This is a genomic window from Actinopolymorpha sp. B17G11 (assembly GCF_040196095.1).
In the GTDB taxonomy this organism is placed as follows: domain Bacteria; phylum Actinomycetota; class Actinomycetes; order Propionibacteriales; family Actinopolymorphaceae; genus Thermasporomyces.
This window is the reverse complement of record NZ_JBEFTW010000053.1, coordinates 19,915-35,749: the sequence shown is the minus strand read 5'-3', so window position 1 is coordinate 35,749 and position 15,835 is coordinate 19,915. Positions and strand designations below refer to the sequence as shown.

14 protein-coding genes are annotated in these 15,835 nt (G+C 65.6%); 8 read left to right on the top strand and 6 right to left on the bottom strand.

Going from position 1 to position 15,835, the window contains the following annotated elements:
• The first annotated feature begins 1,017 nt into the window (after window positions 1–1,017).
• The 3 genes from ABN028_RS32645 (at window position 1,018) to ABN028_RS32635 (ending at window position 4,828) form a co-directional block, all read left to right on the top strand.
• The gene (locus ABN028_RS32645) at window positions 1,018–2,892 is read left to right on the top strand and encodes a CHASE3 domain-containing protein (RefSeq protein WP_349699277.1); all 1,875 of its coding nucleotides are present in this window, start codon (window positions 1,018–1,020) and stop codon (window positions 2,890–2,892) included.
• A gap of 373 nt (window positions 2,893–3,265) precedes the next feature.
• A complete protein-coding gene (locus ABN028_RS32640) occupies window positions 3,266–3,478 on the top strand; it encodes a hypothetical protein (protein ID WP_349699276.1) in 213 nt (70 codons plus the stop codon).
• 213 nt (window positions 3,479–3,691) lie between these two features.
• Window positions 3,692–4,828, top strand: a complete 1,137-nt coding sequence (locus ABN028_RS32635) for an ABC transporter substrate-binding protein (protein ID WP_349699275.1) — start codon at window positions 3,692–3,694, stop codon at window positions 4,826–4,828.
• A gap of 140 nt (window positions 4,829–4,968) precedes the next feature.
• On the opposite strand, the gene ABN028_RS32630 is transcribed toward ABN028_RS32635, so the two are convergent.
• The 3 genes from ABN028_RS32630 to ABN028_RS32620 form a co-directional block, all read right to left on the bottom strand.
• The gene (locus ABN028_RS32630; RefSeq protein WP_349331242.1) at window positions 4,969–5,688 is read right to left on the bottom strand and encodes a response regulator transcription factor; all 720 of its coding nucleotides are present in this window, start codon (window positions 5,686–5,688) and stop codon (window positions 4,969–4,971) included.
• A 275-nt stretch (window positions 5,689–5,963) separates the two neighbouring features.
• Window positions 5,964–6,353 (bottom strand): LytR/AlgR family response regulator transcription factor, encoded by a 390-nt coding sequence (locus tag ABN028_RS32625; RefSeq protein WP_349331243.1) that lies wholly within the window; start codon window positions 6,351–6,353, stop codon window positions 5,964–5,966.
• Between the two features lie 332 nt (window positions 6,354–6,685).
• Entirely contained in the window at window positions 6,686–7,735 is a 1,050-nt protein-coding gene (locus ABN028_RS32620) for a phosphotransferase family protein (RefSeq protein ID WP_349699274.1), read from the bottom strand.
• Between the two features lie 408 nt (window positions 7,736–8,143).
• Here ABN028_RS32620 and ABN028_RS32615 point away from each other — a divergent pair, with 408 nt between their 5' ends.
• The gene (locus tag ABN028_RS32615) at window positions 8,144–9,085 is read left to right on the top strand and encodes a hypothetical protein (protein ID WP_349331245.1); all 942 of its coding nucleotides are present in this window, start codon (window positions 8,144–8,146) and stop codon (window positions 9,083–9,085) included.
• 332 nt (window positions 9,086–9,417) lie between these two features.
• On the opposite strand, the gene ABN028_RS32610 is transcribed toward ABN028_RS32615, so the two are convergent.
• On the bottom strand, window positions 9,418–9,807 hold the full coding sequence (locus ABN028_RS32610; RefSeq protein WP_349331246.1) for a hypothetical protein: 390 nt from the start codon (window positions 9,805–9,807) through the stop codon (window positions 9,418–9,420).
• A 387-nt stretch (window positions 9,808–10,194) separates the two neighbouring features.
• The gene (locus ABN028_RS32605) at window positions 10,195–10,623 is read right to left on the bottom strand and encodes a nucleotidyltransferase domain-containing protein (RefSeq protein WP_349699273.1); all 429 of its coding nucleotides are present in this window, start codon (window positions 10,621–10,623) and stop codon (window positions 10,195–10,197) included.
• 171 nt (window positions 10,624–10,794) lie between these two features.
• Here ABN028_RS32605 and sigJ point away from each other — a divergent pair, with 171 nt between their 5' ends.
• The 4 genes from sigJ (at window position 10,795) to ABN028_RS32585 (ending at window position 15,367) form a co-directional block, all read left to right on the top strand.
• The gene (gene sigJ, locus ABN028_RS32600) at window positions 10,795–11,667 is read left to right on the top strand and encodes an RNA polymerase sigma factor SigJ (protein WP_349699272.1); all 873 of its coding nucleotides are present in this window, start codon (window positions 10,795–10,797) and stop codon (window positions 11,665–11,667) included.
• A 77-nt stretch (window positions 11,668–11,744) separates the two neighbouring features.
• Window positions 11,745–12,884: an NAD(P)/FAD-dependent oxidoreductase gene (locus ABN028_RS32595; protein WP_349699271.1), complete on the top strand. Its 1,140-nt coding sequence runs from the start codon at window positions 11,745–11,747 to the stop codon at window positions 12,882–12,884.
• A 615-nt stretch (window positions 12,885–13,499) separates the two neighbouring features.
• Window positions 13,500–14,525, top strand: coding sequence for a glycosyltransferase family 2 protein (locus tag ABN028_RS32590; protein ID WP_349699270.1), 1,026 nt, complete (start codon window positions 13,500–13,502; stop codon window positions 14,523–14,525).
• 170 nt (window positions 14,526–14,695) lie between these two features.
• Window positions 14,696–15,367 carry a hypothetical protein gene (locus ABN028_RS32585; RefSeq protein WP_349699269.1) on the top strand — a complete coding sequence of 224 codons (672 nt, stop codon included), beginning with the start codon at window positions 14,696–14,698 and terminating at the stop codon, window positions 15,365–15,367.
• A 24-nt stretch (window positions 15,368–15,391) separates the two neighbouring features.
• On the opposite strand, the gene ABN028_RS32580 is transcribed toward ABN028_RS32585, so the two are convergent.
• Window positions 15,392–15,832, bottom strand: a complete 441-nt coding sequence (locus ABN028_RS32580) for a hypothetical protein (protein WP_349699268.1) — start codon at window positions 15,830–15,832, stop codon at window positions 15,392–15,394.
• Window positions 15,833–15,835: the final 3 nt, after the last annotated feature.

The following is a 15,835-nucleotide window of genomic DNA, read 5'->3' as shown; positions in this document are numbered from 1 at the left end:
CCAACGGCCGAACAAACACCTCAGGCTTACGAGCCATCACCACCTCCAGCAGCAAGCCTCCAGACTCACCACCGGACCGGTCAACACGACACGATTACGTCATCAACGTTTCCGGATGAGGCACTAGCGTCTCGAGTCCTGCTCGCCATCAACCACAACGCTGAGGATCTCATCGCAATCGTTTCATCCAGCACAGTCGTCTCGCTTACGCGAAGCAGTAACGCACGTAGTTGTCGAAAGGATCGATTGCATCTCTTCGCTGATGGGGCGCATTGCCACGGCGCCCAGTCTGAGAATGTGAAGCCATCCGGATGCCTTCCAGAGTATGTAGTTGAATAGCGCCGAAAGTATCCACCGCGTGCGTCTTCTAGTCCGTTTCCGCCAACTCCAAGATCGCCTTGAACTAGCACAAACCGGCTGAGCAGATAGCCAACCCGTTGCCCACTGGCGAGCAGCTCCATCGCATGTTCGGCATCGACGTAGGGTGAAAGTACCAGAATGCCGATCTGCGGGAGTTCTCTGTGGATCGCTCTGGCCATGCAGTCTTAGATGTCGTGTGTGGGAGGCATCCGAATGTCGACAATGGCCAAGTCTGGGGCTTCTCGCGGACCAAGCGACGAGACTTGCGCCGGCGCCGATCAGTCTCACCACGCCGAATCCCGACCGGGTGAGCAAGCTTGCCACGCCCCCGCGGAGCAGGAGGTCATTGTCGTCGGCCAGCATCACATGCCCCCGGCTCGCAACGGACCGGTGCCGTCCCGCTTCGGGCGGTCCGGACCCTCCATGGTCATCCCGGCGGTCATCTCAGCCAAGCCTCGACGGCGAGCACACAGGGAGGCGGGGGTGGGGACCTTCATGGGGAGGGTTGGTGACCGCTGCGTTCGCCGCCGGGTCTGACGTCCCGGCCCTGAGTGTCCGTGCGTCGATCGCGTTCAGCGTACCGTCGGTCGACGGCACGGATACTCGGCTCGGCCCCGCCGCGCCACACGCGTACCGGTGGCAGCCATGATCGGCGGCATGACGGGTCGCATGATCGGTGCGACTGGCCTGCTCACGGCCATCGTCAGCATCGTCTTCACCCTTCTCGTCGTCGCCGTCAGCGACATGCGCGAGTCGGCGGAGGTGCTGAGGCACTCTCGTGAGAGGCTCGCAGCAGCCAACCTAGTCGAGCGGGACATCATCGACCTCGAGACCGGCGTGCGAGGCTTCGTCATCACGCGTGAAGAGCGCTATCTCGAGCCGTGGGATGCCACCCGATTCCGCTTTCCTGCCGACGCATCGGAGCTGGTGCGCCTTGCCGACCAGCCTGGTCAGAGGAGCCGTGCACGTCGGGTCCTCGAGGCCGGTACGTCGTACATTCAGGGCTACGCGGCCCCGCTCGTGAGCGACGTGCGGCAAGGGGATGCGTCCGCGAGCAGCGTGGAGGCGACGGAGGAGGGGAGGCGGCGCGTCAACGCGCTCCGGCGCGAGCTCGACGGTTTCGCGGCGGTCGAGCGCGTCGCCATCACAGCAAGCCAGGAAAGAGCCGACGCCGATGCTCGGCAGGCGATCGTCGCGGCTTCGGTTGGCTTCGCCGGATCGATCGTGCTCGTCGTCCTTTTCGCGGGCTATCTGACCAGAGCGATCGTCGGCCCCGTCCGCAGGGTGGCCGCCATGGCAGGGAGGCTGGCTGGCGGTGACCTCAGCACCCGTATGTCCCAGACCGGTGTTGGGGAGATCGGCGCGCTCGAGCGTTCCTTCAACTCGATGGCCGAGTCGCTGCAGCGCAGCCGGGACGGACTCCGGCGGATCAACGACGAGCAGGCTGCGCTGCGGCGTGTGGCGACGATTGTCGCGCATGGGACGTCGCCGGATGACGTGTTCGCCGCGGTCGCGAAGGAAGTCGGGCTGCTCCTGGGTGCCGAGGCCACGAGGCTCCTGCGCTTCGAGGCCGATGGCAGAGCCACTGTCATGAGCGGCTGGACACGGGAAGGCGATCCCGTGCCGGCCGGCGGACGCATCGCGATCGGCGGGACTGTCGCCGCGATCGTGCGGCAGAGTGGACAGCCGGCGCGGAAGACGGAGCAGCTCAGTTGGGTCGCCGGATTTCTGCCGGGGCCGGGCCCCTACTCGGCGGTGGGCTCCCCGATCATGGTCGAGGGGAAGCTTTGGGGAGCGGTGACCGCCTTGTCGCCACACGACCGCCCGATGCCGCAGGGCGCGGACGTCCGGATGGGCGAGTTCACCGGACTGGTCGGCACCGCGATCGCCAACACTCAGGCGCGGGCCGAGCTGACTGCCTCCCGGGCGCGGATCGTCGCCGCCGCCGACCAGACGCGACGACAGATCGAGCGGGACCTGCATGACGGCATACAGCAGCGCCTCGTCTCGCTCACGATCAACCTTAGGGCTGTCGAGGCGAGCGTCCCGCCTGAGCTACCGGAGCTGCGCGCGGACATGGGCGAGCTCGTGGGAGGTCTGATTGGTGCGCTGGAGGATCTTCGGGAGACCTCACGTGGCATTCACCCAGCGATCCTGTCCGAGGGTGGCTTGGGGCCCGCACTCAAGACGCTGGCCCGTCGGTCCACCATTCCGGTGGAGCTCGACGTGGAGATCGCGCACCGGCTCTCCGAGCCGGTGGAGGCGGCGGCGTACTACGTGGCGGCCGAGGCTCTCGCGAATGCTGCAAAGCATGCCCACGCGTCGGTCGCCCGCGTCGAGGCCGGCATCCGGGACGGTCGATTGCATCTGTCGGTGCGGGACGACGGTGTTGGCGGCGCCGATCCGGTTCGTGGATCGGGCCTGATCGGGTTGACAGACCGGGTTGAGGCCATGGGAGGGTCGCTCGAGATCATCAGCCCTTCGCGACAAGGCACGCTCCTGCAGGTCGAGCTGCCCGTCGAGATCGACTAACCCCTGGGGCTACTCTTCGGAGCCCCAGGACTCCGGACTTCTGACCCACATTGTGTATTTAAGGCGAGTCGGCCGAACCGCGTTGCCGCGTTGGTGCCTTCGAGCGAGCAGGTGCTATGCCGCTGGCAGCAGGCCCTCACCTCAGATCGCGGCCTGCGCTGACGCTTAGCGCCGCGGAGTCCGAGAGACTTTCAGGAGAGGCGACCGCGTGCGTGCGGGTGGGCGCTGGAGTCGATCCCGACTCGAGTGCATACGCGTCTTGCAAGCGGAAGGAAACATCGAAGGCACCTGAACCAACGCTGAACTTCCCGAACTTTGGCCGAAGAAGCCAGGCCAACTACGGCTGTTAGGATCCAGTTCAAGGAGCCTTGAGATGGTAAGGCTGGTAACGATTACTCCCGTTCTGCGCTGGTTTAACAGGCTTCGGCCAAGCCTGGTGGTTGTGGCTGCATTAACCAGCTTCGTCGCGTTGCTCTATCCGTACGAAATGGTGCTTCACCTCCGAGTGCTCTATGTGCTGGTTAGCATGCTGATCGCCGGAGTGTGGGCCACCGCGCTCGTGACGGCTATGCTCGAAATTCTATGACTCGACGGGATGGCCTAGTTTGGCGCGACAGTTCCGTCGTCGAGGTCTGCTCAGAGAAAGAATCCTGCAATGTAAAAAGGCGGAGGACCAATGATCAGGACGAAGGCGATCTGCGCCGGGAGTGCTGTACTCGCGCTCCTCGTCGCGCTCGTGCTGTCCGGTTGTGGGTCGAGTGACGCCTCGGAGGGTAATACAGCGGGTGGCCGGACGCACATGACGTGGTTCATGTGGTCGGGTTCGGATGAGGAGGTGATGGCGTGGAAGGTCGTCAGTGACATGGTCACAGCGACGCATCCGGACATCACGCTGACGTTCCAGACGACGAGCTGGAGTGATTACTGGACCAAGTTCCCGGCGCAAGTCGATCGGGGCAATGCTCCATGCATCTTGGGAATGCAAAGCATGCGGAACCCGCAGTTCGGCAATCGGCTGCGACCGTTGGACTCGATGCTGGCCTCGAACGATGTCGAGTTGTCACAGTTCGACAAGTCGATCGTGGACGGTCTGAAGGTCAACGGCACGCAGGTCGCGGTGCCGTATGACTTTGGTCCGCGTATCATGTTCTACAACAAGACGGCGTTCGCCAAGGCTGGTTTGGCCGAACCGAAGCCTGGTTGGACGATGGATGAGTTCCTGGCTGATGCGAAGAAGCTCACCAGCGGATCGCAGTACGGGTTTGCCGCCTATCCGTACCTTGACTTTGTGGTCCCCTTCACTAGGTCGCTCAACGGCGCGCTACCGGTCAGTGACAGGGGCCAGTTGCAGTTGACGGATCCGAGGTTCAGGCAGGCCTCTCAGTGGTACGCCGGGCTTGTACAGAAGGAGAAGGTCGCGCCAGCGGTCCCGCCCACGAGCGACCTGACGTGGCCGTTCAGCCAGTTCGTCGCCGGTAGGGCCGCCATGGTGGTCACCGGTCCGTGGGATCTCATCAACGCGAAGAGGCTGGCGAGGTTCGACATAGGCATCGCGCCGATTCCAGCTGGTGCCAATGGTTCGAAAAGCGTAACCGCCGGCTCCGGGTTCGGGATCTCGGCCAACTGCAAGACGCCGGACAAGGCGATGCAGGCGATCTCCGTCATCACCGGTCCCGAGGCGCAGCAGTACCTCGCCGAGCAGGGCCGTGCGTTCCCGGCCCGCAAGGCGCAGCAGGAGTTCTGGTACAGGAACGCCGTTCCTGGCGCCAAGAAGAGCATGGACGCGGCGGTGCGGAGTTCGGTCCCGTACGCCACGACAAAGTCGTGGAACAAGGTCAATCAGTTGTTCACAAAGTACGGCGTGCCGGCGACTAACGGCCAGGTGCCGGTGGATCAGTTCCTCAACACGGTGCAACAGCAGGCTGGGGCGCGGTAGTTAGCGGGGATGCGCACAGAAGGACAGCCGGGGATCTTGAGGATATGGCCGGCAATGCCTCCTCGTCGATGACAGCGCCCGCTCCCTCAAAGCAGGTCGCAGCGAAAATGGCCGACCCAAGATCGACCCTTTCTGGGATTCTATTGGCTGTCCTCCTGGGTGCTTTCCAAAAAAGTGATCACGGCACGTATCCGCCGGTGATCATCACCTGTATCCGGAAGCTGTAGTTTCGTCATGATGTGTTGAATGTGCTTTTCGACCGTCCCCTCGGTCACCCATAACTTGTGGGCGATGCCGAGGTTGGACCGCCCTTCAGCCGCGAGCGCGAGCACCTCGCGCTCGCGGCTGCTCAGCTGTTCCAGGGGATCGTGTCGGCGGCGCACTGCAAGGAGTTCTTGCACCAGTACGGGATCGACAACTGTGCCGTCTCGACATATCCGATCGAGCGCTTCGAGGAATTCTGCTAAGCCGGCGACGCGATTTTTCAGCAGATATCCGATTCGGCGTCCTTCCGCTAGGAGCTCACGGGCGTGCTCAACTTCGACGTATGCGGATAGCACCAGAATCCCTATATTAGGGAACTCCTTGCGGATTGTGCGGGCCGCCGCAAGTCCTTCTGTGGTGTTGCTGGGCGGCATCCGAATGTCGACGATGACCAGATCGGGTATGGATTCGCGGACCTTGGCCATGAGCTGCTCGGCATCGGCGGCAAGCCCGACGACGTCGAAGCCGGACCGGAGGAGCAGGCTGGCAATTCCTTCGCGTACAAGCAGATCGTCGTCGGCGACCACCACGCGGCCCTTGGACGCCGGAAAAGGATTTTTCCCCGAGTCATCGATCAGCTCGGGCCTGCCGTTCATCAGTCCAGCCTAGCGGCGCCCCACTGCGACCTGCGCTACCCAGGCGGTGCGCCGGTGTCCTGCGCTCGTCCACGAGCTCGTCACGTTCCGACGCCGCAACGAGGTGTTGGCCTGGCTCAGCACGCGGTACTCCCGCCATGTTCGGGATTGTCAGGGAGTCGCTGACGTTTCCGGAAAAACGGCTGAGCCGGGCATCGGTAGCGTATTCGGACGGCCGACGCCCGACGTATGCGCGTTCGCGAACGATGATTACGCCGGGGCGGGCGTCGGGGCTGCTATGCGTGGCCGTCACCGCTGACGAGACCGTGGATGGCATGAGCCGAGAGGTCTGACTTATCTAGGTATCCACGGGCTCGACTGGCGGCGATGAGCTCCCCGAAGTCATCGGCGTGAGTCGAGACCAAGATGATCTCCGGCCGCTCTGCGGGTGGCGCTTGCGTCCGCTTGCGCTCGTCGAGGCGGCGGGCGAGTTCGAAGCCACTCTCGTCGCCGAGGTTGATGTCGACCAGCACGACGTCCGGCTGGAGCTCTTCGGTGCACCGGAGAGCATCGACGATCGTCGACGCAACGCCGACGACGGCGATGCCTTCGCGTTCGAGCAGGGTTCGCGCGGACGCGAGGAACTGCGCGCTGTCGTCGACAACGAGGCAACGCAGGGACGGCATGACTCCAGGATTGCAACCACGTAATCCGTGTGCATTCCCGCTAACCCGAACGTTTGTGGGTTGGCCCGGTGACACGAGGCCTTGACGGTATCGCAAACCGGCATCTTCGCCGGTTTGTGGACAAAGCACCGCGGATAATAAGTCGTGGCCCGATCGCTGCTGACCGGCCCACGGCGTCCGTGGGGATCTCCACCGGACGTTGATCATGACCCTGGGTAGGCCATGGCTAAACGGACATTGTTTCGGGTCTAGTGCGTACGGATCCGCGGCTTCGACATTGATGGATCCGAGGGTGACCTGGGGGACGTCCCTGGCGCCCACTCTAGGCGGGCTCATGTTGGCGAACGTCGGGCGTCGCGAATGTTGGCCCCACCCTGGTTCGGATCTTCGCGTCCGATGTTGTCGGCGGTTGTCTGCTCAGGCGCCGGTCGAGGGCAGGGACCGCGTTCGAGGATTTCGGCGAGGAGCCTGGCGGTGGCGGTGAGATGTTTCTGGTCCCAGGTCCGAATGTTCCACCCCAGGTGGGTGAAGCCGATCTGCAGCTCGTAGCAGTGGTGGCGTACGGCGGCGTCGACGAGGGCGCTCTGGTCGGCTCGTAGGCCTGGGTCCTGGAGCAGTCCGGACAGCGGGTCGGTGGCGGCGATCCCCGGGTAGAACACGGGCCCCCAGACACTGCACCAGGCGGCGTCGTAGAGGAAGTCACCGCGTAGCGAATTCTTCCAGGAAAGCACCGCTTGAATCCGGCGACAGTCCGGACTCACCAGCACGTTGCCGTGCAGGAGATCACCGTGGATGAGATCGCGGCGCTCGGGGCAGGCCGCGATCAGCGTCCTCACCCGGTCGCAGACCGCTGCGGACAGGGCCGCGAGCTTCGGGTCGGCGTCCAGGGCGGCGCGCCATCCGTGCACCCGGTTCCCCGGATCGTCCACCAGCCTGGCGAGGACAAGTTCGCGCCAACTGCGGGCCGGCGCGCCTGCCGGGTGCCACATCACCGGGGTACCGGGGGATGCGGGTACCCGGTAAAGCGCGACGAGCAGGCGGGTGAGGGTGGGAGCGACGGCATCGGCGCGCTCGACCGGCGTCTCCTCCAGGAACCGCCCGTGATGACGTACCGAGATGGCGTAGGCCTGCCCGGTCGGCGTGGTCCCTACCTCCCTGACCTGCGGTACCGGCAGATCCGGTCCGCTGAAGGCCATAGCCATCCGGTCGGCTTCGTACCAGGTACGTTCACGGCCGAAGCGGATCACCAACTCTTCGCCGCCCGCTCGGTAGGCCCATGCCGATGACCACGCTCCGCCGGTGAGGGGCTCCAGGTCGCTGGGAGTGCCGCCGGAGTGCTGGGCGAGGAATGCAGCGACCTCTTCGTGCCTGGGATGTTGCATCCCGCCAGTATCCGCCCAGGTCGTCCGCGGGGGCCCATTGACGGGTCGCTTGGCGCGCCAACCATGAGCCACAGGCGCCGACGCGGATCGGACGTGCGGCCGTCCGCAGCTCCTGCATGGGCGCTGGCTTCGCGGGACGCTTTGCTCACGGCGTTGCTCACAGTGGGTCAGTCGCGACCCGATAGGGAACGTGCAGAGTTCCTTCGGTGCTCAGACATACGAGGACCGCCGTCGTCTCTCGTTCCGTCCGTGAGATCCCTGTCCGGAGAGTGTCGTACCCAGGCGCTAACGTCCCGGGCCATGCCACGACACCATCCTCCACCGGCAAGACCGCTGGGGCCGGACGCCGAGGGTCGGTGGGTTCGCCGTTGGACGTCACCGGAGTGGACGCGCACCGTAGATGCATGGGTGAGCCGTCGGCTCGCCGAGCAGGGCCGCTGGATCATCGGCGAACCCGTCACCTACCGAGCCCGCTTGTGGTCCGTGGTCCGCTGTTATCGGTCCTCCGAGGGGCTGGTGTGGTTCAAGGAGACCAATCCCGGGCATCGGTTCGAGGCTGGCCTGACTGCTGCCCTGGCACGTCTGGCACCCGATGCCGTCGTCGCGCCGATCGCGGTAGATCGGTCCCGCGGCTGGCTGCTCACCAACGACCACGGAACGACACTCGACCATGAAGACGTCGCTGATCAGTCAACCCGGTGCACCGTGGTCCGCGCATTGGCCCGGCTCCAATGCTCACTGCTCGGCCACCTCGAGGTGGGCGAGCACCCTGGGCTTGTCGTGCTCCCACCCAGCGCCGCCGGCGACCGGGTGCGCGCTGTCGCCCGCGACTGGGCTGCGTTGCCGGCGGGCCATCCACTCCACGCCGAACCGGACACGCTGGAACGGGCTGACCAAGCCGCGGGCGTACTGGATCGGTGCACTGCGCCCCTCAGCAACACCGTTCCACTCGACCTGGAAATCAACGACGTCTATGCCGCGAACATCTGCGCCGACCGCGGGGCCGGCACGCTACAACTGCGGTTCTTCGACTTCGGCAATGCACTCTGGGGCCACCCGTTCGTCACCCTGCACGGCTTCCTCGCCTCGGTGGAGGAGTGGAACCAAGCCCCGTTGTCATCTTCGGACCGCGAAGCGCTCTGCGACAGCTACCTGATGGTGTGGCGCGAACACCTGCACGCCGACCTACAGGTGCTGCACCGCGACCTCGCCGCAACCCGAGTCCTGGTCCACGTGCACCGGCTCGTTTCCTGGCTGCGTCTTGTTCCGCACGCCGATCTGACCGAAATCCGAACCAGAGCAGAGATACCACGGCAGCAGATGGCCAACATCGCGGCACTGGCCGACTGACCTTCCCTCTGGGATACGGCCTGGCTCGCTCCGGCCCTTCGTCCCCAGGCGAACTCGATCACGATGTACGTCTTTGATGTGGGACCACATCCAGGCATATGGGTGATCGTCGACAGATGATCAGGATGCTCTGCGTCGTGACCCTGACGCGTCCTCACCCCGATCGGCTTGATCAGCTGAGGCACTCGCTGTTCGGAGATATCGAGTATGCGAGCGATGTCTGCGCCCGTGAACCGCGATTCTTGAGTGTGTGAAACGCCGTCGGCAAGGGCTCGGGCTGGTCAGATGACCGGCCCGAGCCCCGGCCCTTATGTTCAACCGCTCCGGTGCTGTTAGCCAGCTTCCTGGCAGGGACTCTTCACACCGTTGCTCTCCAATGAGATGTACTTGCCCGACTCATCGATAGCGCGAACGGTCCAGGTTATGTCTTGGTCCACGCCGTAGAAGTTGGCGATGGTTGACTGAGAACCGGAAAACCACACTCCGTCGGCGAAGATCCTGTAGCCGAACGCGTCCGGAATGGCCGTCCACTGCAGGACGAGTTCCTGGCCGATGCACCCCGGAGGATGCATGGTGATTGCCTGCTGGGTCGACGTGGTGCCCACAGCCTGTGAAGCGGGCTCGGCGGTGGTAGCGGCGGTGGCTGGTGCTGCCACCATCAGCAGGGCACCGGCGACCAACGCGGCCGCCCCCCATGTTCGTGCCGCGCGGGCAGTTTTCATTGCCATACTCGGCCTTTCCCGTGTCGTGATGAGCGATTGCGTGTGAGGCCTCATCTGCTCACACGACTGGAGTGACGCATCCGTTCATCCCTGGTCCGGCGATGGCCAAGCTCCTGGGTTGGGTCGGCTACGAGGAACCCTGATCGGCCACCGCCTTCTCCTTGGCGGACAGGCCGCCCTGGAAGGGAGGAGCCGGCGGGTACAGCGACTCGGATGCCAGCGAGACGGCTTCGACGTGGCGAGCCAGGCAGTGTCGTGGCACCTACTCAGGCGGGTGTGCGAGCAATTCTCGGAGGGTGGCGATGTCGTGGACATCCTTCGGGCGCCATGATCGACCGTTGCGCAGCTTGGGAAACTGCTCCTTCATCGCAAGCATTCCAGCGACGCTCATCGCCGGGATGGCATGGCCGCCAAGAACGCCGGGAAATCGCTGAAGGAGTCGGCAGGGAACACCCAGTCAGACCAACGGCCCTGTGTGCGGAACGTGCCGTCCGGATGCGCGTCGAAATACGCGGTGCTGAAGGCGACACCGTTCCAGGTGAACTCGCGCGACTCCTCGGGCGGCTGCGTTTCCAATAGGACGGCGCCCTCCTCCACAAGCGCCGCCGTGCCGCGCTCGCCGTCCGATCTCTCGACCCAGAACTCGATGTCGCCGTGCTCGCGGGTGATCCGACCGATCCGAGCGTCGAGACCCCACCCTCCGAACAACCAGGCCGCCACTGCCGCTCGGCGTAAGACCTCGAGGACAGCGTAGATGCTCACCAGTTGGGCGCGACCGCGCCGGTAGAACGTCTCTGCAGGCGTCTCGCTCGACATCTTTCCATCTCCACTGGACTCCAAGCTGGCCATGCCCGCCGGGCATGCTAACGCCCTGCCACAGGAGCGCTGAACGGTTATCGATCCCGGCCGGCGCTACCGGCGGATGGAGCCCATCCGTCCCTAGAATCGGAGGTCGATCGCTGATCCGAGTGGGCAAGGGGGCCGAGGGTGGGGTCGACCATCACGTTGTCGGAGGCCGACTGGGAATCGCATCGCCCTGCGGTATTCGGGGCGGCCTACCGGATTCTCGGCACCGTGGCCGAGGCCGAAGACGTGATGCAGGAGGTCTGGTTGCGTGCCGCCACGGTCGACCTGTCCGAGGTGCGGGATCTGCGGGCATGGTTGGTGACCCTGGCCGCGCGTACGTCCTTCAACGTGCTGAAGTCGGCGCGCGTCCGGCGCGAGTCCTATGTCGGGCCCTGGCTGCCCGAACCGCTGCTGACCGGGCCCGACGCCGCCGCACAGGTGCTCATGGACGAGTCGGTCAGCACCGCGATGCTGGTGCTCATGGAGAGGCTTACCCCCGCCGAACGCGTCGCACTGGTGCTGCACGACGTCTTCGACTTCCCGTTCGGCCAGATCGCCGAGGTGCTTGGCGGCACGCCCGCCGCCAGCCGCAAGCACGCCTCCCGTGCGCGGGCGAGGGTCGCCGCGGTCGGGGAGCTGCCCAGGGCGTCCAGGGCTGAGAGCGAACGCGTGCTCAAGGCGTTCAAGGCGGCGGCCGACGCGGGGGACATGGCCGGGCTCGTCAAGCTGCTGGCCCCCGAGGCCGTCTATGTCGGCGACGGCGGCGGCAAGGTGACCGCCGCGCGCAGGCCGGTGCACGGTGCCGAGACGATCGCCCTACTGGCGATCAGGCAGATCGAGATCAGGCGCCCCGACGCGTTCCAGATCATCGAGGTGAACGGGTCCCCGGCCCTGGCGACCTACCGTCGTGGCGAGCTGGTCTGGCTCGACACCGTGGAGATCGTCGACGGGCGGATCACGGAGTACAGGAGACTGGCCAATCCCGAGAAGCTCGCCCGCATCGGTCACATCTGAACCCGCCATCTTGTCTCCCTGCCGAACCCTCCGATCCCGGGGGCGAGGCTCAGGAGAGGACAAACACGATGGGACACGTGGTGATCATCGGAGGCGGTTTCGCGGGCGCGTGGAGCGCGGCGGGAGCGGCGCTGGTACGCGGAGACGCCGACCTGCGCATCACACTCATCGCACCGAACGAGCACCTGGTGCTGCGGCCGCGCCTGTACGAGCCGGAGCCGGACCTGGCCAAGGTGGAACTCAGCAGGATCCTCGAGCCGATCGGCGTCGAGCACCTGCGGGCCGCGGTGAGCACGATCGACACCGACCGCCGCGTGGTCGTGGCCGACGACGAGGAAATCGGATATGACCGGCTGGTGCTGGCGGCGGGCAGCAAGCTCGTTCAGCCCCAGGGCCTGCCCGGCGCGGAACGACTCTTCGACATCGACACCCTGACCGGTGCCCGGCGGCTCACCGAGCATCTGCGCGACCGGGAGGACTACTCGGCCGTGGTCGTCGGCGCCGGGTTCGTCGGCTTGGAGGCCGCGACCGAACTGGCCGCCCGGGGCCGGGTGCTGCTGGTGGACCGGTCGGAAGTGGTCGGACACCAGCTCGGCCCGGGCCCGCGCGAGGAGATCGGGGAGGCTCTGAACGAACTGGGCGTCGAATGCCGCCTCGGGACCACGGTGACGGAGGTCGGCGACGGGTACGCCGTCCTCTCCGACGGCACCACGGTCGAGGCCGATGCGGTCGTCTGGTCCGTGGGAATGAGGGCCAGCGAGCTCACCCGGCAGGTCTCCGACGAACTCGACCACCTCGGCCGGGTTCCGGTGGACCAGTGGCTGCGCGCCCTTCCCGAGGTGTTCGTCGCCGGGGACACGGCCGCCGCGGCGTTCGACGCCGAGCGCACGGTCATGCAGGCCTGCCAGCACGCCACCCCGCTCGGCAAGGTTGCCGGATACAACGCGGCGGCAGACCTGCTGGGCGTGCCACTGCGCGACTTCACGCCCGGTCCGTACGTCACCTGCCTGGACCTGGGCGGTGCCGGTGCGATCTTCACCCGGGGCTGGGACCGCAGGGTGATGGCCTCAGGCGCGGAAGGCAAAGAGATCAAGGTGCGGATCAACCAGGCCATCCATCCGCCGGTCGACGACGCCTCGAAGATCCTCGCCGCCGCCGACAGGGTCTACCTCGAGCTCCCCTTCTTCCCCCGCTCCGAGGAGGAGGCCGCGGCATGACTCCCGCACCCCTCCGGGACGCGGCGGCCCTACCAGGCCGCCGCGTTCCCGACTCCCGCTCGTGCGGCCTGCCGCGGACCGTGCTGCGTTCGGACACCTTGGCGAGCAACACCCTGGGCGGGCTGAACAGATCCCCACCGCCGGAATTGTGCGTGGCCCGCTCACGGCGGCGGCGGCGGTCATCGATCCGCGCGACGTCGCAGCTGTCGCTGCCTGCGCGCTCACCGACGACGTGCACGTCGGTGCGACCTACCGGCTGACCGGACCCCAGGTGATCAGCCGCCCCGAACACGTCCAGGCGATCGGCACGGCGATCGGGCGGGACCTTCGCTTCGAAGAAGTCCCCGTCAAGGACGCGCGAGCACAGATGCTTGCCGACGGCCGCCCACCCGCCCTGGTGGACGCCCTGCTGTCGGCAGCCGAGACCCGCTCGGCGTCGACCCTCGTCACGTCGACCGCGCAGACCTCACCGGGGAACCACCGCACAGCTTCCTGCACTGGGCGCGCGATCACAGCGACGCCTTCCGTTGACCCAGCCGCAGTACAAAGCGTTTCCGTGCTTTTCAGACGTCGGCTGGTAGCCTCGACGATCCTTCCGGCGTTGACGAGGACCACATGGCAGGCAGGGCAGACACACTCCACGGGGTGTCCTATGTCATGCCGGTGCTCAACGAAGTCGAGCACATCGAGGCGGCCGTCGAGAGCCTCATCGGGCAGGACTATGACGGCCCGTGCGAGGTCGTCCTGGCGCTCGGACCGAGCGTGGACGGCACCAACGAAGTGATCTCGCAGATGGCGCGGGATGACCCGCGGATCCGCAGCATCCCGAACGAGCTCGGTTCGACTCCCGGTGGCCTCAATGCGGCGATCAGGGCTTCGACCTACCCGATTGTCGTGCGAGTGGACGCCCACTCAGTCTTGCCGCCCGACTACACCCGCATCGCGGTGGAGACTCTCCTGCGCACCGGGGCGGACAACGTCGGCGGCATCATGAAAGCCGAGGGCACGACGCCGTTCGAGAAGGCGGTCGCTCACGCATATGGCGCCCGCGAAGGGCTCGGTGGGACGCCACACCACGTCGGCGGCGAGGAAGGTCCGGCCGAGACCGCATACCTTGGCGTCTTCCAGCGGCATCGTCTCGTCGAAGTCGGCCTTTTCGACGAGGGGATCAGGCGTGGACAGGACTGGGAACTCAACCGCCGCATGCGCGCGAACGGCGGAACTGTCTGGTTCACGCCCGAGCTCCAAGTCGTCTATCGTCCGCGCTCGAGCCTACGCAGGCTCGTCCGCCAATTCGTCTCGACCGGCATCTGGCGAGGCGAACTCGCACGTCGGTTCGGCGCCGAGAACTCTTTGCGCTACTTCGTTCCGCCGGTAGCGGTACTCGGGGTGCTCGGCGGCGCAATCCTTGGGATCATCGGCCTCGGCGCGGGCTTGGGGTGGCTGTGGATCGGCTTCGCCGTTCCCGCGCTCTACGTACTGTTCGTCGTTGTCGCGTCGACCATAGCGACGCGCGAAGGGATCCGCACCGGGCTGTGGTACCTCGCAGTCCTGCCATGCATCCACGTCGGGTGGGGCCTGGGCTTCATCCTCGGATTCCTGAAGCTGACGAGAAATATCACAGTTCACACGGGAAGGTGACCACTTGTCGCCGAAACTGGAGATGATCACTCCGGAGAACGTCGGCGCTGCTTGACCGGTTGCGCGTCCGGCCTGAGCAGGAGGGCGTGTTCCTTCTCCATTTTTCGCACAGGTCAGGAGACCATTTCAAGACTTATCTTTCGGCGTCCAGTGCCACAGACTCGTGCCCCATGGATGAGATCGGCGTGCGCACTGAACGACACGGGGAGACTGCGGCGGTGAGAGCACGGCTCCAGCACGTCTACTGGATCGGTGGCGGGAGCGGCGCGGGCAAGTCCACCATCGCTCGCCGCCTGGCCGCTGCGCACGGTCTGCATCTCTACTCGACAGATGACGTGATGTCTGATCACGCCAGCCGGAGCACACCCGAAGACAGCCCGTACCTGAGCGAGTTCGTGGCCATGGACATGGACGAGCGATGGGTGAACCGACCTCCGGAAACCATGCTGGAGACGTTCCACTGGTGGCGGGGCGAGGGATTCGGCCTGATCGTCGAAGATCTTCTCCGCCTTCCGAGAGAGCCTCGCATCATCGTCGAGGGCCACCGGGCGTTGCCAGGCCTCGTGAAGCCTCTCCTCGCCGCGCCCACCAACGCCGTTTGGCTCCTCCCGACTCCCGACTTCCGCCGGGCTGCGTTCGACAGCCGGGGTTCGACCTGGGAGATAGCGCGGAAGACCAACAATCCGAAACGTGCTCTGCACAACCTGCTCGAGCGTGATCGACTGTTCACGAACCGGCTTTACAAGGAAGCAGCGAGCCTCGAACTACGCGTCATCGACGTCAGCACCACGATGACCGAGGATGACTTGGCTGAGCGGGTAAGCGAGGCGTTCGGACTCTGAGCCGCGCAGGAGCAGGCGACCTGATCAGGAGTCCGCCCGCGCCGACGCGGTGGTGACGGCGCCGTCGTCGCTCGTCCTGATGTCGAAGCCGGCCTTGCGCAGCCGTTCCAACAGGCCCGGGAATCCGTCGGCGACATGTTCGGGGACGCGATCGATCTCGTCGAGGGCTGCTTGCACCATCGGTTCGTCCTCACCGGCAATGCGGTAGATCACCTGATCGTCGTACGTCGTGACCGTGTAGGTCAGGAACGGACAGCATGCCGCCTCCCGTTCGGCGAGGTCGCGCACCCACGCTTCGACACCGGCGCGGGCGGTGAACCGCCAGATGACGGCGTCGTCGGTGCGTTCCCGTCCGGCGAGTGCGTGGTCGAACAGTCGCGCGTACTCGGCCATTCGTTCCTCCGGGGTGTCGGAGGCGGTGGCCATGTCGCAGATGAGGGGAGCGGAGCTGGATGAAGTAGTCATTCC